At 70.4% G+C, this 20589-nt stretch carries 21 protein-coding genes; 11 read left to right on the top strand and 10 right to left on the bottom strand.

All coding sequences use genetic code 11. The features are described 5' to 3' along the window. Nucleotides 1-249 precede the first annotated feature (249 nt). On the top strand, nucleotides 250-1398 hold the full coding sequence (locus ASF58_RS13720; RefSeq protein ID WP_055952993.1) for a putative zinc-binding peptidase: 1149 nt from the start codon (nucleotides 250-252) through the stop codon (nucleotides 1396-1398). Nucleotides 1399-1426: 28 nt separating this feature from the next. Here ASF58_RS13720 and ASF58_RS13715 read toward each other — a convergent pair whose 3' ends face one another. The 5 genes from ASF58_RS13715 to ASF58_RS13700 form a co-directional block, all read right to left on the bottom strand. After that, on the bottom strand, nucleotides 1427-1822 hold the full coding sequence (locus tag ASF58_RS13715; protein ID WP_156375669.1) for an acyl-CoA thioesterase: 396 nt from the start codon (nucleotides 1820-1822) through the stop codon (nucleotides 1427-1429). Between the two features lie 79 nt (nucleotides 1823-1901). Continuing rightward, nucleotides 1902-2030, bottom strand: a complete 129-nt coding sequence (locus ASF58_RS27485) for a hypothetical protein (protein ID WP_280137543.1) — start codon at nucleotides 2028-2030, stop codon at nucleotides 1902-1904. A gap of 189 nt (nucleotides 2031-2219) precedes the next feature. After that, a complete protein-coding gene (locus tag ASF58_RS13710; RefSeq protein ID WP_055952987.1) occupies nucleotides 2220-2516 on the bottom strand; it encodes a hypothetical protein in 297 nt (98 codons plus the stop codon). A gap of 150 nt (nucleotides 2517-2666) precedes the next feature. Beyond that, nucleotides 2667-2852, bottom strand: a complete 186-nt coding sequence (locus tag ASF58_RS13705) for a DUF1508 domain-containing protein (RefSeq protein ID WP_055952984.1) — start codon at nucleotides 2850-2852, stop codon at nucleotides 2667-2669. Nucleotides 2853-2996: 144 nt separating this feature from the next. Further along, nucleotides 2997-4484: a DEAD/DEAH box helicase gene (locus ASF58_RS13700; protein ID WP_055952981.1), complete on the bottom strand. Its 1488-nt coding sequence runs from the start codon at nucleotides 4482-4484 to the stop codon at nucleotides 2997-2999. A gap of 400 nt (nucleotides 4485-4884) precedes the next feature. Here ASF58_RS13700 and ASF58_RS13695 point away from each other — a divergent pair, with 400 nt between their 5' ends. Both ASF58_RS13695 and ASF58_RS13690 read left to right on the top strand, forming a co-directional pair. Beyond that, nucleotides 4885-6303, top strand: a complete 1419-nt coding sequence (locus ASF58_RS13695) for a lipopolysaccharide biosynthesis protein (RefSeq protein WP_055952978.1) — start codon at nucleotides 4885-4887, stop codon at nucleotides 6301-6303. Further along, nucleotides 6300-7523, top strand: coding sequence for a GNAT family N-acetyltransferase (locus ASF58_RS13690; protein WP_055952974.1), 1224 nt, complete (start codon nucleotides 6300-6302; stop codon nucleotides 7521-7523). Before ASF58_RS13695 ends, ASF58_RS13690 begins: the two co-directional genes overlap by 4 nt. A 16-nt stretch (nucleotides 7524-7539) precedes the next feature. Here the strand turns inward: ASF58_RS13690 and ASF58_RS13685 are convergent, their stop codons facing one another. The 5 genes from ASF58_RS13685 to ASF58_RS13665 form a co-directional block, all read right to left on the bottom strand. Further along, entirely contained in the window at nucleotides 7540-8316 is a 777-nt protein-coding gene (locus ASF58_RS13685; protein ID WP_055952972.1) for a prephenate dehydrogenase, read from the bottom strand. A gap of 216 nt (nucleotides 8317-8532) precedes the next feature. Then, nucleotides 8533-8922 carry a tautomerase family protein gene (locus tag ASF58_RS13680; RefSeq protein ID WP_055952969.1) on the bottom strand — a complete coding sequence of 130 codons (390 nt, stop codon included), beginning with the start codon at nucleotides 8920-8922 and terminating at the stop codon, nucleotides 8533-8535. 38 nt (nucleotides 8923-8960) lie between these two features. Then, nucleotides 8961-9314, bottom strand: coding sequence for a hypothetical protein (locus ASF58_RS13675; protein WP_055952966.1), 354 nt, complete (start codon nucleotides 9312-9314; stop codon nucleotides 8961-8963). A gap of 15 nt (nucleotides 9315-9329) precedes the next feature. Then, on the bottom strand, nucleotides 9330-9620 hold the full coding sequence (locus tag ASF58_RS13670; protein WP_055952963.1) for a hypothetical protein: 291 nt from the start codon (nucleotides 9618-9620) through the stop codon (nucleotides 9330-9332). Between the two features lie 99 nt (nucleotides 9621-9719). Then, complete coding sequence (locus tag ASF58_RS13665; RefSeq protein WP_055952960.1) at nucleotides 9720-10001, bottom strand: hypothetical protein; 282 nt, start codon at nucleotides 9999-10001, stop codon at nucleotides 9720-9722. Nucleotides 10002-10199: 198 nt separating this feature from the next. On the opposite strand from ASF58_RS13665, the gene sseA reads away from it, so the two are divergent. The 8 genes from sseA to sdhA all read left to right on the top strand — a co-directional run bounded on the left by sseA (nucleotide 10200) and on the right by sdhA (nucleotide 20553). Continuing rightward, a complete protein-coding gene (gene sseA, locus ASF58_RS13660; RefSeq protein WP_055952957.1) occupies nucleotides 10200-11048 on the top strand; it encodes a 3-mercaptopyruvate sulfurtransferase in 849 nt (282 codons plus the stop codon). A gap of 9 nt (nucleotides 11049-11057) precedes the next feature. After that, nucleotides 11058-11912 (top strand): urease accessory protein UreD, encoded by an 855-nt coding sequence (locus ASF58_RS13655; protein ID WP_156375668.1) that lies wholly within the window; start codon nucleotides 11058-11060, stop codon nucleotides 11910-11912. A gap of 251 nt (nucleotides 11913-12163) precedes the next feature. Next, nucleotides 12164-13969: an allophanate hydrolase gene (gene atzF, locus ASF58_RS13650; protein WP_055952954.1), complete on the top strand. Its 1806-nt coding sequence runs from the start codon at nucleotides 12164-12166 to the stop codon at nucleotides 13967-13969. Between the two features lie 92 nt (nucleotides 13970-14061). Next, nucleotides 14062-16287 (top strand): glycosyltransferase family 2 protein, encoded by a 2226-nt coding sequence (locus tag ASF58_RS13645; protein WP_055952951.1) that lies wholly within the window; start codon nucleotides 14062-14064, stop codon nucleotides 16285-16287. A gap of 118 nt (nucleotides 16288-16405) precedes the next feature. Further along, nucleotides 16406-17710, top strand: coding sequence for an SLC13 family permease (locus ASF58_RS13640; protein ID WP_055952948.1), 1305 nt, complete (start codon nucleotides 16406-16408; stop codon nucleotides 17708-17710). 165 nt (nucleotides 17711-17875) lie between these two features. Next, a complete protein-coding gene (gene sdhC / locus ASF58_RS13635; protein ID WP_055952945.1) occupies nucleotides 17876-18277 on the top strand; it encodes a succinate dehydrogenase, cytochrome b556 subunit in 402 nt (133 codons plus the stop codon). Nucleotides 18278-18289: 12 nt separating this feature from the next. Further along, a complete protein-coding gene (gene sdhD, locus ASF58_RS13630; protein WP_055952942.1) occupies nucleotides 18290-18703 on the top strand; it encodes a succinate dehydrogenase, hydrophobic membrane anchor protein in 414 nt (137 codons plus the stop codon). Between the two features lie 29 nt (nucleotides 18704-18732). Beyond that, nucleotides 18733-20553, top strand: coding sequence for a succinate dehydrogenase flavoprotein subunit (gene sdhA / locus ASF58_RS13625; protein ID WP_055952939.1), 1821 nt, complete (start codon nucleotides 18733-18735; stop codon nucleotides 20551-20553). Nucleotides 20554-20589: the final 36 nt, after the last annotated feature.

Genomic DNA, 20589 nt, shown 5'->3' with positions numbered 1-20589 from the left:
GACCCGGAAGGTCACCCGGCGACGGCCCCGTCCGCGCGCCGGCGGACGGCCAGGACGGGGATGTCTCGTGGTGGCCTGCAAGTTTCGTGCTCCGGCGGTTCCGCGATCCCGGCCGGGCCTGGGAGCCGGAACTTCGGTCTTCCCCCACGCTTTGCCACCCTATTGCGTGCGGATAGGCTAAGAAGGTTCCTTCACGGGCGGTATGTGACGCTCCGTGGGCGGACAGGAAAGGCGTCTCCCGACGGCCCCATGAAAATCTTCCAGTGCCAGGCTTGCGACCAGCCGATCAGCTTCGAGAGCACCCATTGCGAGAGCTGCGAGCGCCGGCTGGGCTATGTCTGCGACCTCCACGAAATGTCGGCGGTGGAACCGGTCGGCGGCCTCTGGCACGCTTACGCCAATCCGGGCCGCAAGTACCGCTTCTGCGCCAACGCCGATCACGACGCCTGCAATTGGCTGATTCCTGAGGATTCCCCGAACCGCTACTGCATCACCTGCCGGCACAACCACGTGGTGCCGGACCTCTCCATCGCCTGGAACCTGACCCGCTGGCGCCAGATCGAGGCCGCCAAGCACCGGCTGTTCTACTCGCTCCTGCGCCTCGACCTTCCGCTGATGACCCGGGACGAGAACCCCACCACGGGTCTGGCCTTCGATTTCCTGGTCGACCCCTCCGAGAGCTATCAGATCGGGCCGCCGGTCCTCACGGGCCATCGCAGCGGCCTCATCACCCTCAACATCGCTGAGGCCGACGACGTCGAGCGCGAACGCCGGCGGATGCTGTTCGGCGAGTATTACCGCACGCTGCTCGGGCACTTCCGTCATGAGATCGGACATTACTTCTGGAACGTCCTGGTGCGCTTCGACCAGAGCCTGTGGACATTCCGATCCCTATTCGGGGACGAGCGGCTGAATTATTCCGGCGCCCTGCAGCGCCACTACGCGCACGGGGCTCCCCCCGATTGGGAGGAGAGCTACGTCAGCGCCTACGCCACCGCGCATCCCTGGGAGGATTTCGCCGAGACGTGGGCACAGTATCTCCACATCGTCGACACGCTGGAGACCGCCAGCACCTTCGAGATGCACGTGCGCCCGCGCCTGCGCCACGGCTCGTCCGAGCCGGTGGTGATCGACTTCGATCCCTACCGGACGACGGATTTCAGCCGGATCGTGGAGGCGTGGCTGCCCCTGACCTATGCGGTGAATTCGCTGAGCCGCAGCATGGGCCAGCCGGCCCTGTTCCCGTTCAAGCTGACCCCAGCGGTGATCGCCAAGCTGTCCTTCGTGCACGAACGGATCGAATCGGTCCGCTGCATGGGCAGCCCCGATGCCGATACGGCCGTCCTGAAGGCCGTCATCACCGGCCTGCGCCAGAAGGTGGCGGCCCCCAACGCCTGAGGGACCAGCACCGATCGGATCCGAGCGATCAGTCCGGCTCGATGGTGCGGGGCCGACCCTCGTCGTCGATGGCCACGAAGGTGAAGGTCGCCTCCGTCACCTGCTCGCGGAACTGGGTGCGGAAGCGTCGCGCCCAGGCCTCGACCTCGATCTTCATGGAGCTTCGCCCCACCCGGTCGATCCGGGTGTAGACGCAGAGGACGTCGCCGACCCGTACGGGGCGGATGAAGGTCATCGCATTCACCGCGACCGTGACCGCCCGGCCCTGCGATCGCTCGACGGCGGCGATGCCGCCGGCCTGATCCATCTGCGACATGACCCAGCCGCCGAAGATGTCGCCGTTGGCGTTCGTGTCGGCCGGCATCGCGATGGTGCGCACCGTCAGGTCACCACTCGGGCGCCGCGCCTCGTCCGTCTCCGCCATGATCCCGCTCATCTCCCACCCTCGACCGCCGGCACTGTAGGCCGATGCCGGGCCCGTTGCCGAGGCATCGCGACCGCCTTCAGGGCATCACCTCGGCATATTTCAGGGCACCGGCCAGGATGATCGCGCCGGCAGACAGAAAGACCTCGAGAGGGATCGACTCCCAGAGCGCGCGCGCCTCGGCGCGGCGGGCTGCAAGGACGTTCATGGCGTAACCTCCAATGCGCGCCGATCCGACGCCGGCCGTCATCTGTTGCGGCAACTTATCGCCTGTCGACGGTCGTTCACAGCCATCGAGGTGAATTTTACTGCTGAAAATGCGAACGGCCCGTCCCCCGCCGAAACGGGAGCCGGGCCGTCCTATGCGGCGCGTCCGTCACCGGACGCGACCGAATTCTTAGTAGTAGAACCGGCGCGGGCCGTAGAAGCGACGCGGACCGTAGAAACGACGCGGGCCATAGAAGCGGCGCGGGCCGTAGTAACGCCGGCCGTAGAACGGACGCGGGCCATAGAAGCGACGCGGGCCATAGAAGCGGCGACCATAGCCATAATACTGGACCGTCTGCACCGCGGCCGGGGCAGCCTCGCTCTGCAGGGCAAGGGCAGGACCGACGGGGGCGGCCGAAGCGCCCTGTGGCGCGGTGGCGGCAAAGCCTAGGGCCAGCAGCGCGGCCAGCACGAGTTTCCTCAGCACGTTCTCAACTCCCTGAATTCTGTCGAGTCTCGACTCCCCGGCATCCCTCGTCACGAGGCCCGGATGCAGCAAACGCACGAGGGGCGAAAGCGTTTCCCTCTGCCCTCCAAGCGTTGCCGTGATGGTCAACGAAGCCCTGCGTGGCGTTCGTCAGGCGATCTTCAGGGTCATGTCGACAGTTGGGGCAGCAGCACTGCCCTTCACCAGGGCGATACCGTGCTCGCAATCCTCACGACGCACATAGGCCTCGGCCGAATCTGCGACGACGTTTCCGTTCTGCGACCGCAGGCGCCAGCGCCAACCGCCAGCGGAATCCCGGTAGAGTTCAAACCGCATCGCCGAAGCCTCCGAAGTCACCGGGCCTGCCGCCCGGCTCCTGTGATGTGGCCCCGCGCCGCGCCTAGGCAATGCCCTGGGGACCGGACGCGAAGACGCCGCCCCGGAAGCCGGGACGGCGCTCTCAAACGTCAGGCGGAGGGATCAGGAGCGCGGGCCGCGATCCAGCCAGCCGATGGCGCGACCCTCGCCGCTGCCCTGCGGGCGGGGAGCCCGGGGGCGCTCGCCGCGCGGCTCGGTCCGGGCTTCGCCCTGGGCAGCCGGTCGACGATCGCCACGGCCGTCCTGCGGACGGGCGGCGCCGTCGGAACGGCTCGGGCGTCCGGACCCGCCACGGTTCTCACCGCCGCGACCCTCGAAGCCACGCCCCTGGCCGGGACGGCCACCCGGGCGGCTGCTCGGGCGCTGGCCCTGGCGCTGACCGGGACGCTGGCCGTTCGGCGCCGGACGGCGTTCCTCGGCCTGGGCAGTGTCGGCCGCTTCCTGTCGCGACGGCGGGCTGAAGCCCTCGGGGAAGCCCGCCACGGGGATCTTCTGGCGCGTGGTGCGCTCGATGTCCCGCAGGTAGGCCTTCTCCTCGTCGTTGCAGAACGAGATCGCGAGCCCGTTCGCCCCGGCGCGCGCGGTGCGGCCGATGCGGTGGACGTAGCTCTCCGGCACGTTCGGCAGGTCGTAGTTGATGACGTGGCTCACCGCCTCGACGTCGATGCCGCGGGCGGCGATGTCGGTGGCGACGAGCACCCGGCACGAACCGTCCTTGAAGGCGGCCAGCGCCCGCTCGCGCTGCGGCTGGGACTTGTTGCCGTGGATCGCCGATGCGTTGATCCCGACTTTTTCCAGGCCGCGGACGACGCGGTCGGCGCCGTGCTTGGTCCGGGTGAAGACGAGGACGCGCTCGATCGCCGGATCGCGCAGGATGTGGTTCAGGAGGGCCTGCTTCGCGCCGGTATGGGCGAAGATGACCTCCTGGGTCACCCGCTCGGCCGTGGTGGCCACCGGGGTCACGGCGACCTGGACGGGATCGCGCAGGTACTGGTCGGCGAGGCTGGCGATGTTCTTCGGCATGGTGGCCGAGAAAAACAGGCTCTGGCGCTCGCGCGGCAGCATCTTCACGATGCGCTTGAGGGCATGGATGAAGCCGAGGTCGAGCATCTGGTCGGCCTCGTCGAGGACGAGGATCTCGACGGCCTCGAGGGTCAGGGCGCGACGCTCGATCAGATCCATCAGGCGGCCGGGGGTCGCCACCAGGATGTCGACGCCGTTGGCCAGCGCCTTCTCCTGGCGGGAGATGGTGACGCCGCCGAACACCACGGTGTTGGTGAACGAGAGGTATTTTCCGTAATCGGAGAAGTTCTCGGCGATCTGGTTGGCGAGCTCGCGGGTCGGCGACAGCACGAGCACGCGGCAGCCGCGGCGGATCGGCCGGCGCGGCGTCTCGGCGAGGCGGTGCAGGATCGGGAGCGCGAAGGCCGCGGTCTTTCCGGTGCCCGTCTGGGCGATGCCACAGAGGTCGCGGCCCTGCATGGCGGGGGCGATGGCCTGGGCCTGGATCGGGGTCGGGCTCTTATAGCCCGCCTCTTCCAGGGCGCGCAGCACGGGCTGGGCGAGGCCGAAATCGGTAAATTGGGTCAAGGAGTAACTTTCAGGCAGCGGGACCGTGCCGGACGCCCTCGTAGGGAGGGGAATCGTCGAAAGAGGTGGTCGGTCCGTTGAGCTGGAGCCGCCCGCGTGCTGGGGCAGTCCGGGTGCATGCACGTTGAAGAGAGGGGCTCAGGTCGCGCGGGGCCCGCAGAAGCGATCCGGCAATCCGTCACGCAGCCCTCTCAAGCGGAACCATGAAGGCCGCTGACGCTGCACCTGCGATATGATCCTTCGCGGTTGCGAAGTCAATGGCCACGCCGCCGACGATGGAACCGGTCCGCGTCCACCGCCGGCCAAAGGGCGGAATGGCCAGAGAACGGATTGACGCGGCGGCAACACTGGCGTGTTACCTCATCCCACGCGCCGGACCGCCCGGCGCTTCAGGGGCCGGATGATCGCGCGTCACACCCTCACCTATGTCGGCTCGCGGGGTGTCGCCGCGGCCCTGAACATGGGCGCCCTCGCGGTGTTCACCCGGCTCGCATCCACGGACGTGTTCGGGCTCTACCTGCTCATCCTGTCCTGGGCGCTAGTGCTCTATAGCGCCACCTGCCAATGGCCGAAATTCTCGTTCTTCGCGCTCTATGCCGAGGATCGCGCGATCCTGCAGGTCGGCACCGTAGTGCGGCTCCTCGGCGCGATGGTGGGGCTCGCCGCCCTGATCGCGGCGTGCGCGGCCGGGCTCGGGCTGTTCGAGCCGCATGCCGCCCTCGCGATCTTCGCCGCCGTCTTCGGCATGATGGCCTTCGAGGGCGCCGCCGAGATCGCGCGGACGCGGCTGGAGGTCGGCGCGGTCGCCCTGTCGGTGGTGCTGCGCGCCGTGCTGGTCCTGGCCCTCGGCAGCAGCGCCCTCCTCCTCGGCGGCGGCGCGATCCCCCTGCTCCTCGCCACCGCGGGCGCCAACATCATCGCGGCCCTGCCCACGCTCTACGTCATCCGCAGCCTTCTGCGGGGCGGCGGCAGCTGGACGGAGGCGCGGCGCCTCCTCGCCTATGGCTGGCCCCTGGTGCTTTCCTTCGGAGCCGCCGCCCTGGCGCAGACCGCCGACCGGCTCGTCATCGGCGCCAGCATCGGCGTCTCGGAACTCGGGGCCTACGGCGCCTTCGCCGATTTCCTGCGCCAGAGCTTCGTCGTGTTCGGCGACAGCGTCGCCCTGGCGCTGATCTCGATCGCCAAGCGCGACGCCCGCGACGGCGGCATCGCCGCCGCCCGACCGGTGCTGGAGGACGCCATCCGCCTCCTCACCTTGATCGCGGCCTTCGGCGCGGTGTTCTTCCTCGCCTTCGACGGCCTGCTCGTGACCCTGCTGCTCGGGCCGGATTACCGCGAGACGGCCCTGCGGGTAGCGCCGCTTCTGGTGGCGGCCAGCATCCTGCAGATGTTCCGGTCGTATTATTTCGGGCAGGTCATCTACTTCACCCAGAAGAGCCAGCTCGATGCGGTCGCATCGCTGACGCTGCTCGTGGCGATTGGCGGGCTCTCGGCCCTGCTCATCCCGCGCTACGGCGTCGAGGGGGCGGCCATCGCCATGGCGACCGGCCAGGCCCTGGCCTGCCTCGTCTTCATCCTCGGTTCCCGCGAGCGCTTCCGCATGCCGGTGCCCCTGCGCGACCTCGCGGTGATCGGCGGCCTCGCCCTCGCCTGCGCTGTCGCGATCGCCGGGCTCGACCGACTTCCCCTGGATCCGGGCCTCGCCCTCGGCCTGCGGCTCACCTGCCTCGCCGCCGTCTCCGCCGGGACCGCCTGGGCGTTCAATATCCTGGGCATCGCCGATTTCGCGACCCGCCGGTTCGGACGCGCCGCCTCATGAGCCGCTCCGCCCGGCGACAGGTCGCGACCCCCGACGGCCTCGTGGTCGCCCTGCGCCCCCTGGCGGCCGACGCGCCCTGGATCGCGGCCTGGCACGATCTCAGCCGCCGGCCCCTCGTCGACAACCTGTTCTACGATCCCGATTACGCCCTGCCTGCCGCCGACGCCTTCGGCCGCGGCGTACAGGTCGCCCTGGTCGGTGACCGCGCTCCCGAGGAGCCCGGCCTCCGCCTCGTTGCAGCCTGGCCCCTGCGGGTGAAACGCTGGCGCTGGGGTCTGCCGCTCCTGCTGGCCATGGGCTGGATGCATGATTTCGGGATCTTCGGCGCCCCGCTCCTCGACAGCGCCGAGCCGGGGCGCGCCCTCGACGCGCTGGTCTTCGGCCTGCGCCGCCTGATCGGCCCGCGCCTGATGCTGACCCACGTCCCGACCTCTGGCCCCTTCGCGGACCTGCTCTCGGACTGGCTCAGCCGCAACCGCCTGCGCCACGCCCGCTTCTGGGCGCACGAGCGCGCCTTCCTCGACCTGACCGGCCAGGACGCGGCGACGCGCGCCGCCTATCTCGGGCATCTCTCGTCCCGCAAACAGCGCAAGCTGCGCCAAGCCTGGGACCGCCTGAGCGCGGACGGCCCGGTCACCTTCGAGACGATCCGCGAGCCGGCCGCTCTGTCGGCGGCCATCGACGACTACATCGCCCTGGAGGGCGCCGGCTGGAAGGGGACGCGCGGCACCGCCATCGCGGGCGACGCGGTCCAGACCCGGATGATGCGCGCCTTCGTCGCCCGCCTCGGCGCGCGCGGGTCAGTCCGCATCGACCGCCTGCGCCGGGACGGGCGCACTCTGGCCGCCGTGGTCAGCTTCACGACGCGCGGACAGCTCTGGAGCCTCAAGATCTCCTACGATTCCGCCGTCGCCCGGCACTCGCCCGGGGCCCTGGCCTTCCACCGCCTGACCCAGGCCATCCTCACCGAACCGGCCCTGATCACGGCGGATTCCTGCGCCCCGCCGGACTATCCCCTCCCCGAGACCTTCTGGACCGAGCGGCGGGCCCTCGCCCATATCCTGGTCGAGGCGCAGGGCGGTGACCGGCTGTTTCCCCTCGCCGTCCGCCTGGAGGACTGGCGGGCCGGGGCCAATCTGCGCCTGAAGGCGTGGCGCGATCGCCTGCGGGCCCGCCTGTCCGGCGCTGTTGCGGCGCGGGCGCCCGATCCCGAGGCCTGACGGCGCCCCACACGCGTCAGGCCGCCCGGACCGCCGGCTCCGGCGCCTCCGACAGGTCGTGGGCGAGTTCGACCGCCTCGGCGACGAAGCGGCGGCGGACCGCGCCGGCATAGGGGTTGGCCCGCTCGATGGCGTCGAAGACCTCCGGCGCGTCGTGGCGCACCATCTCCACCGCCTGCATCAGCAGGTCGAAGCTCCGGGTGGTTAGGCGGGTCGGAAGCGGCGCCATGCGCACCATCACCTTGGCGATGAGGTGGGTCAGGCCCTGGACGGTCGCCGCGTCCCGATCGTGCGCTTCCGGGGTCGTCAGAATGACGTCGAGTCCGAGCCGTCGGCGCAGGAACGCGGCGACCTGCCGGGTCCGGCCGCCCCGCACTTCGCAGAGCGCGATCTTCAGTCCCCGGAGACCGGCGCGGGCACTCTGCGGCCCGAACAGCGGATGGGTGGCGACGATGGCGACGTGCGCCGGCAGCCCGTCGCGCATCGCCGCCGCGGAAACGGCTTTCACCGAGCCGACATCGAGGACGAGGGCGCCCGGGCGGAGATGCGGACCGATGGCCGCCACGATGCCGGGGATCGCCGACACCGGCGCCGCCAGGATCACGATTGGGCAATCCGCCGCGGCGCGCAAGGAGCCAGGCACCACGTCGGGCCCGGGCTCGGCCGGCATTGCCGGATCGTAGGCGTGGATGAGGACGTAGGGTGCGAGGTGGCGCGCCACCAGGCGGCCGAAAGCGCCGAAGCCGATCAGGCCCAGGCGGGGACGGGAATTCTCAGGGGATTCGAACGGCACGGACGTGACCTCGGTGAAGGCCGGGCCGTCGACATGTGGTCCTGGAAAGAGATCAACCGCCGACGACGCAGCGGTTGAGACATGACGAGCCCCGCGCCGCTAAGGATGCGGCGCCGGATACGACAGGGAGCGAACGGTGGTCGTCATGGTGGCGCGTGTCTAACGGCGCACCGGCTGTCGCGTCAATGCCGGCGCCACGGGCCCGCGCGTGGACCGTCAGGCCGGCGCGTACTGCATCTCGCCGTTGCCGAAGGACCAGTTCTCCTTCACCACCTCGACGAGGTTGATGACGACGTCCTCGCGGCGGATGCCGGCCCGTGCGGCGATGCCGTCGGCGATCTGCCGGTACAGGGCGCGCTTGATTTCGACGGAGCGCCCGGCGTTCCAGGTGATCTGGATCATGACGAGGTCGTCCGTGTAGGTCACGCCGAGGTAGCCGGCCTCGGGCGCTACGATCTCCCCGGCCTCATGGCGGGTGATGATCTGAAATTTGTCGTTCTCGGGGACGTTCGCCGCCGCACGCAGCGCGGCATAGACCACGTCGCCGATGATGTGCGCGCGGTCCGGCGGTGCGGCGCGGTTCAGGTCGATGCGGACGAGGGGCATGGCGATCTCCCGGCTGCCTTGCGTCTCCGGAGGCGGTCTCACCAGCCGAAGCGGGCGATCTCGCCGAGGCGCGCCTGTACGGCGGCCTCGTCGCGCCCGAGGGCGGCGGCGCGCTGGGAGAGAGTGTAGCACGTCGTGCAGAAGCCGACTTGCATCAGCGGGATGCCGTCCGCCCGTGCCCGCGACACCGACCCGATCAGACAGGCGATGACCGAGTCGCCTGCGGGGAGGCCGAGACAGTCGGCCCGCGGGCTACCGAAGAATGGCCGGTTCGGCCAGGCCAGCGACACGGTTGTGCCGCCGCGCCGGTCCGGCGCCGGAGGCACCGTGTAGCTGCGTACGAACAACGCGGCGAACAGCAGCACCAGGCCGGGCAGGATGAGGGCGCGCATGGCGAGGCCGCTCCCTCAGGCCGGCTCGTCGAAGCGGCTCCAGCGGAACACCTCCGTGCCGGCGCCGTCGATGACCCGCACGGCCTCGGCGGGCGCGCCGCTGCGCTGGGGCGCCCGAGCCCGGGCGAACAGGGTCAGGGCCCGTTCCTTGGCCGCCTCGACGGTGTAGGTGCGCACGGAGATGCGCTGGCTGACGGGATCTTCGCCGCGCGCACCGGCCTCGTCCTCCGAGGCGAGGACTTCGATGTGGTAGGTCTCGCGCGGATTCACGGCGGCTCCATCACGCTGGCACGACCCGCCATCCATAACCAAAGCGGCCGGGCGTTGGCACCACGGTTGAGTCGGCTGCGACGAAAAAGGCCGGGCGTCGCGGCCCGGCCCCGGGTCTGGATCGTGACGGGGGCCTCAGCGCGCGGCAGCGCCGGAGGGTGGGGCGCTCGGTCCACCCGTACCCGGCGCGATGGCACCGCCGGCGCTCGGAAGCGGGGCGGCATTCGGGTTGCGGACGGCGCCAGCGCCCGGAGCGGTCCCGGTGGTCGCGGGTGAGCGAGCGGTGCCGCCGCCGACGCTCGTCCCGGAGTTGTTGATCGTACTCTGACCGGAACCGGTCACCGAAGATTGCGCCTGGGCTGCACCCGAGAGGACGAGGCCGAGAGTGGTGGCGAGAGCGAGGGCCGGGATGCGCATGTCGGTGGTTCCTGGGCAGAGGCGGGATCGATCAGGGTCGACGTCACTGTGCAACGCGGCCCGGGAACCGCGGGTTCAGATCGCAAAGCCGCCCGGGACGGGTGCAACCGGCTGCTGGATGTGGTTTGGTGGCCGCTCCCGATCACCCTCCTGGCGAGGCCGGCCGGACGCGTTCCGGCCCATAGAACAGAGAAAACCATGCCGACGACGCCCTTTGTCACGGCCGACTGGCTCCATGCCCGTCTCGGCGCGCCCGACATCGTGATCCTCGACGGGTCCTGGTACCTCCCCGCGCAGGGACGCGATGCCCGGGCCGAGTATCTGGCCGGGCACATCCCCGGTGCGATCCGGTTCGACATCGACACGATGAGCGACGAGACCGCGGCCCTGCCCCACATGCTGCCGCGCCCCGAGGTCTTCGCCTCCCGCATGCGGGCGCTGGGGATCGGCGATGGCGCCCACATCGTGGTCTATGACGGGATGGGCCTGTTCTCGGCGCCGCGGGTGCGCTGGATGCTGCAGACCTACGGACTCCGCGACGTGGAGATTTTGGAGGGCGGTCTCCCGGCCTGGGTGGCGGCGGGCTACCCCCTGGAGGACGGCGAGGGCCGCCCGCACGCCCGGCGCCACTTCACCGCGCGCCTCGACCACGGCGCCGTGGCGGATGCCTCCGACATCGCCCGTGCCCTCGAAACGGGCAGCGCCCAGGTGGTCGATGCCCGCTCGGGGGCGCGCTTCCGCGGTGAGGAGGCGGAGCCCCGTCCCGGTGTCCGGCCCGGGCACATGCCCGGCGCCCGCAACGTCCACTACGCCGCGCTCCAGAGCGGGGGGCGCCTGAAGGACGAGGCAGCTCTGCGCGCAGTCTTCGCGGAGAACGGCGTCGATGTGGGCAAGCCCGTGGTCACCACCTGCGGGTCGGGCGTCACGGCCGCCATCGTCGGACTCGCGCTGGAGACCCTGGGGCGGCCGCCCCGCGCCCTCTACGACGGCTCCTGGTCGGAATGGGGCTCGGATCCCGCGCGTCCCGTCGCCACCGGCCCGGCCTGACGGGCCACCTTGCTGAACCCCGACCCTCCGGCGGTCCGTGACGCTGCGCCGGAGCGCCAACGCTCGCAGGGCCGCATCCACCTGCACGTCGCCTGCGCGGACGGACACGACACCCGCATCCTCGACATCGCCGAGGGCGGACCGTTGCGCCTGCGCCTGCCGCGACGTCCGAAGGGCCCATGCGAGGCGGTGCTGCTCAACACGGCCGGCGGCATCGCCTGCGGTGATGCCTTTCGGGTCACCGCCGAGGTCGGAGCGGGGGCCGATCTCACCCTGACCACCACGGCGGCGGAGAAGGTCTATCGCTCGGACGGGCCGGTGAGCCGGATCGCCACCGCGGTGATTGTGGGGCCCGCGGGTCGCCTCGCGCACCTGCCGCAGGAGACGATCCTGTTCGACCGCGCCGTCCTGGCGCGGCGCTTCGACGCGGATCTGGCGGCGGGCGCCCACCTCCTCGCGTTCGAGGCCATCACCTTCGGGCGCACGGCCCGCAACGAGGCGATGACGCGGGGCTCCCTCTCCGACACCTGGCGCATCCGCCGCGACGGACGCCTCGTCTATGCCGACACCCTGCGCCTCGACGGTGCGCTCTCGGACCTGCTCGCCCGCACGGCGATCGGCAACGGCGCTCGGGCGATGGCGACGCTGCTCGACGTCTCGCCCGAGGCGGAGGGCCGGCTGGACGAGACGCGTACCCTCCTCGACGCGAATGCTGCGGACGGCGTCGCCGCGGCGGCCAGCGCCTGGAACGGGCATCTCGTGGTACGCCTCCTCGGCCGCGATCCGGACGCCCTGCGGGCCATGGCCCAGCGCCTCCTCACCGCCTATCGCGGGCGGCCCCTGCCCCGCGTCTGGCAGAGCTGAGCGTTCGGCTCCGGCGACCGCCATCGCGGCGGGCCGATGCCGGAGGCGATCTCGAGCATCGCGCCGAGAAGGCTGTCTCGGACGGCACGAAGGATGCAGTGTCGGCGCGGATGCCGGGCCATGTCCGCGGGTTTCGGGGTGCCCCGGCGGCGGACCTCGTGCGGGACATCCCTGCTGCGCCGCGCCCGATTTCACGCGGTGGCGACCTTGTCGGACCGATGTTGTTGCGTTGATCTTGGAGACCCGAACCCATGCTGCCCACGATCCTGGATCTCGCGACCCTGCGCGCGGCCTTCGCCTCCGGCAGCCTCGACCCGGTCGGCCTTGCCGAGATCGTTGCCGACCGGATGGCGGCCTCGTCGGACCCGGCGGTCTTCATCACGCCGGTGCCGCGCGCTGACCTCGTCGCGGCCGCCCGCGCCCTGCTGACGGCGCATCCGGAGCCGAACTCCCTGCCGCTCTGGGGCGTGCCCTTCGCCGTGAAGGACAACATCGACGTGGCCGGCCTGCCCACCACCGCCGCCTGCCCGGCCTTCGCTTATACGCCGGGGCGGGACGCAGAGGTGGTGGCCCGCCTGAAAGCGGCCGGCGCCCTGGTGATCGGCAAGACGAACCTCGACCAGTTCGCCACCGGCCTCAACGGCACGCGCTCGCCCTACGGCGCCCCGCGCAGTGTCTTCGACGCCGACTACGTCTCGGGCGGATCGAGCTCCGGCTCGGCCGTGGCCGTCGCCGCCGGGCTCGCCTGCTTCAGCCTCGGCACCGACACCGCCGGCTCCGGCCGCGTGCCGGCGGCCTTCAACAACCTCGTGGGGATCAAGCCGACGCCGGGGGCGCTGAGCACCACCGGTCTCGTTCCGGCCTGCCGGAGTCTCGACTGCATCACGGTCTTTGCGAGCACCGTCGGCGACGGCATCGCCGTACGCCGGATCGCCGAGGGCTTCGATCCCGCCGACCCGTATTCGCGCCCGGCGATCCCGCATCCGCTTCCGGCGGCGGGCCTGCGCTTCGGCGTTCTGGCCCCGGCCGAGCGCGAGTTCTACGGCGACACCGAGACGGCGGCCCTCTACGACGCCGCCATCGCGCGGCTGGAGCGCCTCGGCGGCGTCGCCGTGCCGTTCGATTACGCGCCGTTCCGGGAGATCGCCGCGCTCCTGTATGACGGTCCGTGGGTGGCCGAGCGGCTGGCGGCCGTCGAGGCCTTCCACGCCGACCACGCCGCCGAGATGGACCCGAGCGTGCGTGCCATCCTCGATTCGGCCCGTGCCTACAGCGCCGTCGACGCCTTCCGGGGCCGCTACGCCTTCGAGGCCCTGAAGCGCCGTACCGACGCGATCCTCGCCGGTCTCGACGTGCTCCTGCTGCCGACCGCACCGACGATCTATACGGTCGCCGAGATGGCGGCGGAGCCCATCGTTCGGAACAGCCATTTCGGGCGCTATACCAATTTCGCCAACCTGCTCGGAATGGCCGCCATCGCGGTGCCGGCCGGGTTCCGCCGGGATGGCCTGCCGGCGGGCGTGATGCTGGTGGGACCCGGCTTCAGCGACGAGGCCCTGGCACCCTGGGCCGATGCCCTGCATCGCGACCTCGAGGGCGGCATGGGCGTCGACCGTGCCCGCGCGCTCCCCGACGAGAGCCGTGTGCCTCCCCTGCCCGCCGGGCAGATCCCCCTGGTGGTGGTGGGGGCCCATCTCACCGGGCTCGCCCTCAATCACCAGCTCCAGGAACTCGGGGCGACGTTCCTGCGCGCGACCCGGACGGCGCCCGACTACCGGCTCTACGCCCTGCCCGGCACGGTTCCGCCGAAGCCCGGCCTCGTGCGCGCGCCCGGGTTCGAGGGCCCCGGGCTGGAAGTCGAGGTCTGGGCGCTCGATCCGGCGGCCTTCGGGCGCTTTGCCGCCGCGATCCCCGCGCCGCTGGGCATCGGCAAGATCGCGCTGGCCGATGGCGAGTCCGCCTCGGGATTCCTCTGCGAGGCCCACGCCGTCGCGGATGCGCCGGAGATCACCCGGCACGGGGGCTGGCGCGCCTACCTCGCCGCGGGGCGCGCCTGAGGCGAGGGGGCCTGCCCTTGCGAGGGCCGGCGGCCTTGCCCTAAACCCCGGGGCACGGCAGGCCCTGCGCCCGCTTCGAAGAGGATCCGGGTTTGCCGCGCACCCTACGCTGTCGCCTCGACGCCGTCAGCCAGATCGTGGCCGAGGGAACGCCCGACACGTGGCGCGCGACCGGGTCCGACCCACATTTCCGCCTCTGGCCTCCGGAGGGCCGCCGGCGCCATCGCGGCGGCTGGGTCCGCCTCCGCGCCGACCTCACCGCCCTCGACCGCACGAAGCTCGTCCCGATCCTCTACGTCGACGACGGCAAGGGGTTTCGCGAGACGCTGACCATTCCGCTGGAGGCCGATTCCAGCGGCGTCGACAATCTCGTGCGCCTGCCGCGCCGGGTCCGCGGCCTGCGCCTCGACCCGATGAGCGGCACCGGACGCTTCCGCCTCGCCGACGTCTCCCTGACCTATCTCGGCCCTGTGGGTGCGATCGCCGAGACCGCTCGCCGCCGCGTGCAGGCGCTGCCCGAAGCGGAGCGCGCGCCGACCCGCCTCCTCGCCCGCATCCACGCCGCCTGGCGCGAGAAGGGGGCCGCCGAACTCTGGCGCGATTTCCGGGCGAGCGCCCGGCCGCGCCCGGTGGCGGCCTCCTACACGGCCTGGATCGACAAAGTGGAGACGCCGGGTCGCCTCAGCGTGGCGGCGATGCGCGCCGAGATCGAAGGCTTTCGCCTGCGCCCGCGCATCTCCATCGTCATGCCGGTCTACAACACCCCCCGGCGCTGGCTGGAAGCCGCCATCGCCTCGGTGCAGGCCCAGGCCTATCCGGACTGGGAACTCTGCCTCTGCGACGACAACTCGCCGGACCCGCAGATCTGGCCGCTGCTCCAGGCCTTCGCGGCCGCCGACCCGCGCATCAAGTTGCATCGCCGGACCACGAACGGACGCATCTCGGCCGCCTCGAACGACGCCATGGCGCTGGCGACCGGCGCCTACCTGACCCTGATGGACCACGACGACGCGATCCCCGACAACGCCCTGTACGAGTTCGTCCGCATCCTGAACGCCGACGACAGCGTCGACTTCATCTACTCGGACGAGGACAAGATCTCGATCGACGGGGTGCGCTACGAGCCGTTCTTCAAGCCGGACTGGTCGCCCGAAGCCCTCGAATCCTGCATGTATACGGCGCATCTGGCGCTCTACCGGATGGATATCGTCCGGCGGATCGGCGGCTTTCGCGACGAATGCAACGGCGCGCAGGATTACGACTTCGCCCTCCGCTACACCGAGCATGTCCGCAACGTCGTCCACGTGCCGAAGGTGCTCTACCATTGGCGGGCGATTCCGGGCTCCACGGCCCAGACCATGGACAACAAGGACTACGTCATCGCCGCGGCGATCCGTGGCCTGGAGGACCGGGCCCGGCGCACCGGTGAACTCGACTTCGCCCGCGCGAGCGCGTTCAAGGGCTGCTTCGAGATGCGGCGCAAGCTGACGGCGCGCCCCCGCGTCTCCATCGTGATCCCCACCGCCGGCCGCGACAGCCTCGTGGGCGGCCGCACCGTGGACCTCCTGGCTGCCTGCCTCGACAGCGTCGCCGCGAAGAGCACCTATCCCGACATCGAGTTCGTGGTGGTCGATAACGGCGATCTGCGCCCAAGCACCGAGGCAGCCTTGGCCCGCCACGGCGCCCGACGCGTGACCTGGTCGGAGCCGATCTTCAACGTGGCCGCCAAGATGAATCTCGGCGCCGCCGCGGCGAGCGGCGAGGTTCTGGTCTTCCTCAACGACGACATCGCGGTCATCACGCCCGACTGGATCGAGGCGTTGTTGGCGCAGCTGCAGATTCCCGGCGTCGGCGCCGTCGGCCCCAAGCTCCTGTTCGAGACCGGCGAGATCCAGCATGCCGGCGTGTCGATCATCGATGCCACCCCCGACCATGTCCGGCGCGGCTATCCCGGCGACGATCCCGGGCACTACTTCTCCACCGTCGGCAGCCGGAACTACCTCGCGGTCACCGGGGCCTGCGTGATGGTGCGGCGGTCGGACTTCGACGCCATCGGCGGCTTCGATGCGGGTTTCGCCGTCAATTACAACGACGTCGATCTGTGTCTGCGGCTGCGAGAGCGCGGCCTGCGCAGCGTCTACTGCGCCCAGGCCAGCCTCTACCACTACGAGAGCCGGAACCGAGCCCGCACCGTCGATCCGGACGAGCACCGGCGGTTTCGTGATCGCTGGGCGGCGAAACTTCCCCACGATCCCTATTACGGCGCCTGGTTCGAGGCGCTGCCCCCGACCTTCGAACTCGATCCGGCCCGTTTCTGAGGCTTCGCGGCCGGCGAAGGCTGGATCGGAAAACCCCGAATTGCGAACGGCTCCAAGGTAGGATCATTGTCCCGCCGGACACGACGGGGTGGACCGAGGCATGCCGGCAGGGGCGTTCATGGGCGGGGAGGCGACGGTCGCGGTGACCGCGCTCCTGCTCGTGCTCTGCATGGGCCTCTGGGCGAGTGGCCTGATCGCCGAGATCATCACCGCGATGCTGTTCTTCGCAGGGGCGATGCTGTTCCACCTCGCGCCCCCCGCGACGGTGTTCTCGGGCTTCGCCTCCTCGGCGTTCTGGCTCGTCCTGAGCGGCATGGTGGTCGGTCTGGCCATGACGCGCTCGGGGCTCGGCGACCGCCTGGCGCGAAGCCTGTCGGGGCATCTCTCCACCTCCTACCCGGCCTTCATCGCTGGGATCGTCGCCCTGTCCTTCGCCGTCGCCTTCGTGATGCCGTCGAATCTGGGGCGGATCGCCCTGCTGGTTCCGGTGGTGCTGGCGCTGTGCGACGCCTTCGGCCTTGCGGGCGGGCGCCCCGGCCGCCACGGTGCGGTCCTGGCGGTGGGGCTCGCCACGCCGATCCTCTCCGCCGCGATCCTGCCCGCGAACGTGCCGAATCTCGTGATGGCGGGCACGGCGGAGACGCAGTACGGCCTCCACATCGCTTACCTGCCCTACCTCCTGCTGCACGCGCCGGTCCTGGCCCTGGCGAAGGGCGTCCTGCTGGTCCTGGCGATTCTCTGGATCTTTCCCGACCGGCTCGACCACGGCGAGAACGGGGCCGCCCTGGTGAAGCAGCCCCTGCGCCCCGAGGCGCGCCGCCTCGCGGTGATCCTCGCCGGAACCCTTGCGCTCTGGGTCACGGACAGCCTGCACCACATCGCCCCCGCCTGGGTCGGCCTCGTCGCCGCGATCCTCTGCCTGATGCCCCGCATCGGCGTCCTGCCCGCCGAGGCTTTCGGCGCGGTAAACCTGCGCACCTGCTTCTACGTGGCCGCGCTCCTCGGCCTCGTGGCCACCGTGAACGAGACCGGTCTCGGCGCCCGCCTGGGCCATGCCCTCCTCCACGTCGCGCCCCTCACCCCCGATGCGCCCGGCTACAATTTCGGGATTTTGACAGGACTGGCGGCGATCCTGACCCTGGCGGTGACGGCCAACGGCGCCCCGGCGCTCTACACGGCGCTCGCGGGCGAGATGGCCCGGGCCAGCGGCCTCGACCTGGCGGCCGTGGTGATGATCCAGGTGGTCGGCTACTCGACCCTGTTCCTGCCCTACCAAGCGCCGCCGATCGTGCTCGCCGTCGATCTCGGCAAGGTGCCGCTGCGGGCGGCGACGAAGCTCACGCTGACGACGGGGCTCGTGTCCCTCCTTGTGATCGCGCCCCTGGATTATCTGTGGTGGCGCGCGCTCGGATGGCTGCCGTGAGGCGATTCGGACAGAATGACGATTTGGCGGTTGTGTCGCATGTGCACTGCGGCAAACTCGGGTTGCGCATTGGCGCCTGCCCGCTAGCACTTTAGAGACGATCCAAATTTTTCTTGGCGCGCCTTCAAATCCGGGTGCGCCGCCCAGTCGAGGACCTTCCGCACGATGGCTCCCACCGTCCGTCCCACGGTCGCCCAGCCGCTCTCGCCCCACCTCCAGATCTATCGCTGGACCTGGACCATGGCGATGTCGGTGTTCCACCGCATCACCGGCACCGCACTCTACGGCGGCTCGGCCCTGGTGGCGATCTGGCTGGTGGCCCTCGCCTCGGGCCCGGGCGCCTACGGCACCGTATCGTGGTTCTTCGGCTCGATCGTCGGGCGCCTGGTGCTGTTCGTCTACACCTGGATCCTGATGCACCACATGCTGGGCGGGCTGCGCCACTTCATCTGGGATCTCGGCTACGGCTTCGACCGCGCCCAGCGCATGGGCCTCGCCCGCGCCACCCTGATCGGCTCCGTCATCCTGACCGTCCTGATCTGGGCGCTCGCCCTGACCCTGCGCTGAGGAGGCGGACCGATGGTCGACAATCGCCAGAACACCAACGTCACCATGCGCACGCCCCGCGCCCGGGTGAAGGGCCTCGGGGCCTCCGGCCACGGCGCGGGCCATTTCTGGATCCAGCGCCTGACCGCCGCCGCCAACGCGCCGCTCATGCTGGCCTTCGTGGTGATCGTCGCCCTGATGGCGAACCGGCCCTACCCGGAGGCCATCGCGCTGATGTCGCACCCGGTGGTGGCGCTCATCCTGATCCTCGCCGTGATCTCGGTCACGGCCCATATGAGGATCGGCATGCAAGTCGTGATCGAAGACTACGTCCACGACAGGACGCTCAAGCTCTTGAGCCTGCTTGCGAACAATTTCTACGCGGTCATCGTCGCCGTGGCCTGCCTGTACGCGATCCTGCGCGTCAGCCTCGGCAAGCTCGTCTGACCCGCACCCCGAACCCGAAGGATCAGCCCATGGCCACCAACGGAACCAACGGCAACGGCACCCCCGCCTACACGATCAACGACCACACCTTCGACGTGGTGGTGGTGGGTGCCGGCGGCGCCGGCCTGCGCGCCACCGTAGGCTGCTCCCAGGCCGGCCTGCGCACCGCCTGCATTTCGAAGGTGTTCCCCACCCGCTCGCACACGGTGGCGGCGCAGGGCGGCATCTCGGCCTCCCTCGGCAACATGGGTCCCGACGATTGGCGCTGGCACATGTACGACACCGTGAAGGGGTCGGACTGGCTCGGCGACCAGGACGCGATCGAGTACCTCGTGCGCAACGCGCCGGCGGCCGTCTACGAGCTCGAGCATTGGGGCGTGCCCTTCTCGCGCACCGAAGAGGGCAAGATCTACCAGCGGCCGTTCGGCGGCATGACCACCGATTACGGCAAGGGCACCGCCCAGCGCACCTGCGCGGCGGCCGACCGCACCGGCCACGCCATGCTGCACACCCTCTACGGGCAGGCGGTGAAGAACCACACCAACTTCTTCATCGAGTACTTCGCCCTCGACCTCATCATGGATGAGGAGGGCCGCTGCCTCGGCGTCATCGCCATCGACCAGGCGTCCGGCGAGATCCACCGCTTCCGCGCCCAGATGACGATCCTGGCCACCGGCGGCTACGGGCGCTCGTACTTCTCGGCCACCTCGGCCCATACCTGCACCGGTGACGGCAACGCCATGGTGCTGCGCGCCGGCCTGCCCCTGCAGGACATGGAGTTCGTGCAGTTCCACCCGACCGGCATCTACGGCGCCGGCTGCCTGATCACCGAGGGCGCGCGCGGCGAGGGTGGCTATCTTACCAATTCCGAGGGCGAGCGCTTCATGGAGCGCTACGCTCCGTCGGCCAAGGACCTCGCCTCGCGCGACGTCGTCTCCCGCTCGATGACCATGGAGATCCGGGCCGGTCGGGGCGTCGGCAAGTCCAACGACCACATCTACCTGCACCTCGACCACCTCGATCCGGCCATCCTGCACCAGCGCCTTCCCGGCATCTCGGAATCGGCCAAGATCTTTGCCGGCGTCGACGTCACCAAGGAGCCGATTCCGGTGCTGCCGACCGTGCACTACAACATGGGCGGCATCCCCACGAACTATCACGGCGAGGTCCTGACCCTGCGCAACGGCAACCCCGACACCGTGGTGCCAGGCCTGATGGCGCTGGGCGAGGCGGCCTGCGTCTCGGTGCACGGGGCCAACCGCCTCGGCTCGAACTCGTTGATCGACCTCGTGGTCTTCGGCCGGGCCGCGGGCCTGCGCTGCGCCGAGATCGTCGAGCCGGGCGCCCGCCAGATGGAGCTGCCGAAGGACTCCGCCGACAAGGCCCTCGGGCGTCTCGACCGCTTCCGCTACGCCAGCGGCGGCACGCCGACGGCGCAGCTGCGCGCCGAGATGCAGAAGACCATGCAGAACAACTGCGCCGTCTTCCGCACCGGCGAGGTCCTGGAAGAGGGCAAGACCCTGATCCACAAGGTCGCCGCCGGCATCCCGGACATCCACGTCAACGACCGCTCGCTGATCTGGAACACCGATCTCCTCGAGACCCTGGAATTCGACAACCTCATCGGCCAGGCCGTCGTCACCATGGAATCCGCCGCCAACCGCAAGGAAAGCCGCGGCGCCCACGCCCGCGAGGACTTCCCGGACCGCGACGACAAGGAGTGGATGAAGCACACCCTGGCCTGGATGGACGACACCTCCAAGCAGGTCAGTATCGATTACCGTCCGGTCCACACCTACACGATGTCGAACGAGATCCAGTACATCGAGCCGAAGGCGCGCGTGTACTGAGGCAACGACGTTCGTCGTTGCTCAGACTGGTTCTCA

This window comes from Methylobacterium sp. Leaf125 (genome assembly GCF_001423085.1).
Lineage (GTDB): Bacteria > Pseudomonadota > Alphaproteobacteria > Rhizobiales > Beijerinckiaceae > Methylobacterium.
Note: the sequence above shows the minus strand (reverse complement) of the source record. Positions and strands in the feature narration are given on the sequence as shown.

What these genes read in the sequence shown, in the direction of transcription:
- ASF58_RS13720 (WP_055952993.1), top strand. Translation starts at nt 250, where the DNA reads ATGAAAATCTTCCAGTGCCAGGCTTGCGACCAGCCGATCAGCTTCGAG.
- ASF58_RS13715 (WP_156375669.1), bottom strand. Translation starts at nt 1,822, where the DNA reads ATGGCGGAGACGGACGAGGCGCGGCGCCCGAGTGGTGACCTGACGGTG.
- ASF58_RS27485 (WP_280137543.1), bottom strand. Translation starts at nt 2,030, where the DNA reads ATGAACGTCCTTGCAGCCCGCCGCGCCGAGGCGCGCGCGCTCTGGGAG.
- ASF58_RS13705 (WP_055952984.1), bottom strand. Translation starts at nt 2,852, where the DNA reads ATGCGGTTTGAACTCTACCGGGATTCCGCTGGCGGTTGGCGCTGGCGC.
- ASF58_RS13695 (WP_055952978.1), top strand. Translation starts at nt 4,885, where the DNA reads ATGATCGCGCGTCACACCCTCACCTATGTCGGCTCGCGGGGTGTCGCC.
- ASF58_RS13690 (WP_055952974.1), top strand. Translation starts at nt 6,300, where the DNA reads ATGAGCCGCTCCGCCCGGCGACAGGTCGCGACCCCCGACGGCCTCGTG.
- ASF58_RS13680 (WP_055952969.1), bottom strand. Translation starts at nt 8,922, where the DNA reads ATGCCCCTCGTCCGCATCGACCTGAACCGCGCCGCACCGCCGGACCGC.
- ASF58_RS13675 (WP_055952966.1), bottom strand. Translation starts at nt 9,314, where the DNA reads ATGCGCGCCCTCATCCTGCCCGGCCTGGTGCTGCTGTTCGCCGCGTTG.
- ASF58_RS13670 (WP_055952963.1), bottom strand. Translation starts at nt 9,620, where the DNA reads ATGGATGGCGGGTCGTGCCAGCGTGATGGAGCCGCCGTGAATCCGCGC.
- ASF58_RS13665 (WP_055952960.1), bottom strand. Translation starts at nt 10,001, where the DNA reads ATGCGCATCCCGGCCCTCGCTCTCGCCACCACTCTCGGCCTCGTCCTC.
- sseA (WP_055952957.1), top strand. Translation starts at nt 10,200, where the DNA reads ATGCCGACGACGCCCTTTGTCACGGCCGACTGGCTCCATGCCCGTCTC.
- atzF (WP_055952954.1), top strand. Translation starts at nt 12,164, where the DNA reads ATGCTGCCCACGATCCTGGATCTCGCGACCCTGCGCGCGGCCTTCGCC.
- ASF58_RS13640 (WP_055952948.1), top strand. Translation starts at nt 16,406, where the DNA reads ATGGGCGGGGAGGCGACGGTCGCGGTGACCGCGCTCCTGCTCGTGCTC.
- sdhC (WP_055952945.1), top strand. Translation starts at nt 17,876, where the DNA reads ATGGCTCCCACCGTCCGTCCCACGGTCGCCCAGCCGCTCTCGCCCCAC.
- sdhD (WP_055952942.1), top strand. Translation starts at nt 18,290, where the DNA reads ATGGTCGACAATCGCCAGAACACCAACGTCACCATGCGCACGCCCCGC.
- sdhA (WP_055952939.1), top strand. Translation starts at nt 18,733, where the DNA reads ATGGCCACCAACGGAACCAACGGCAACGGCACCCCCGCCTACACGATC.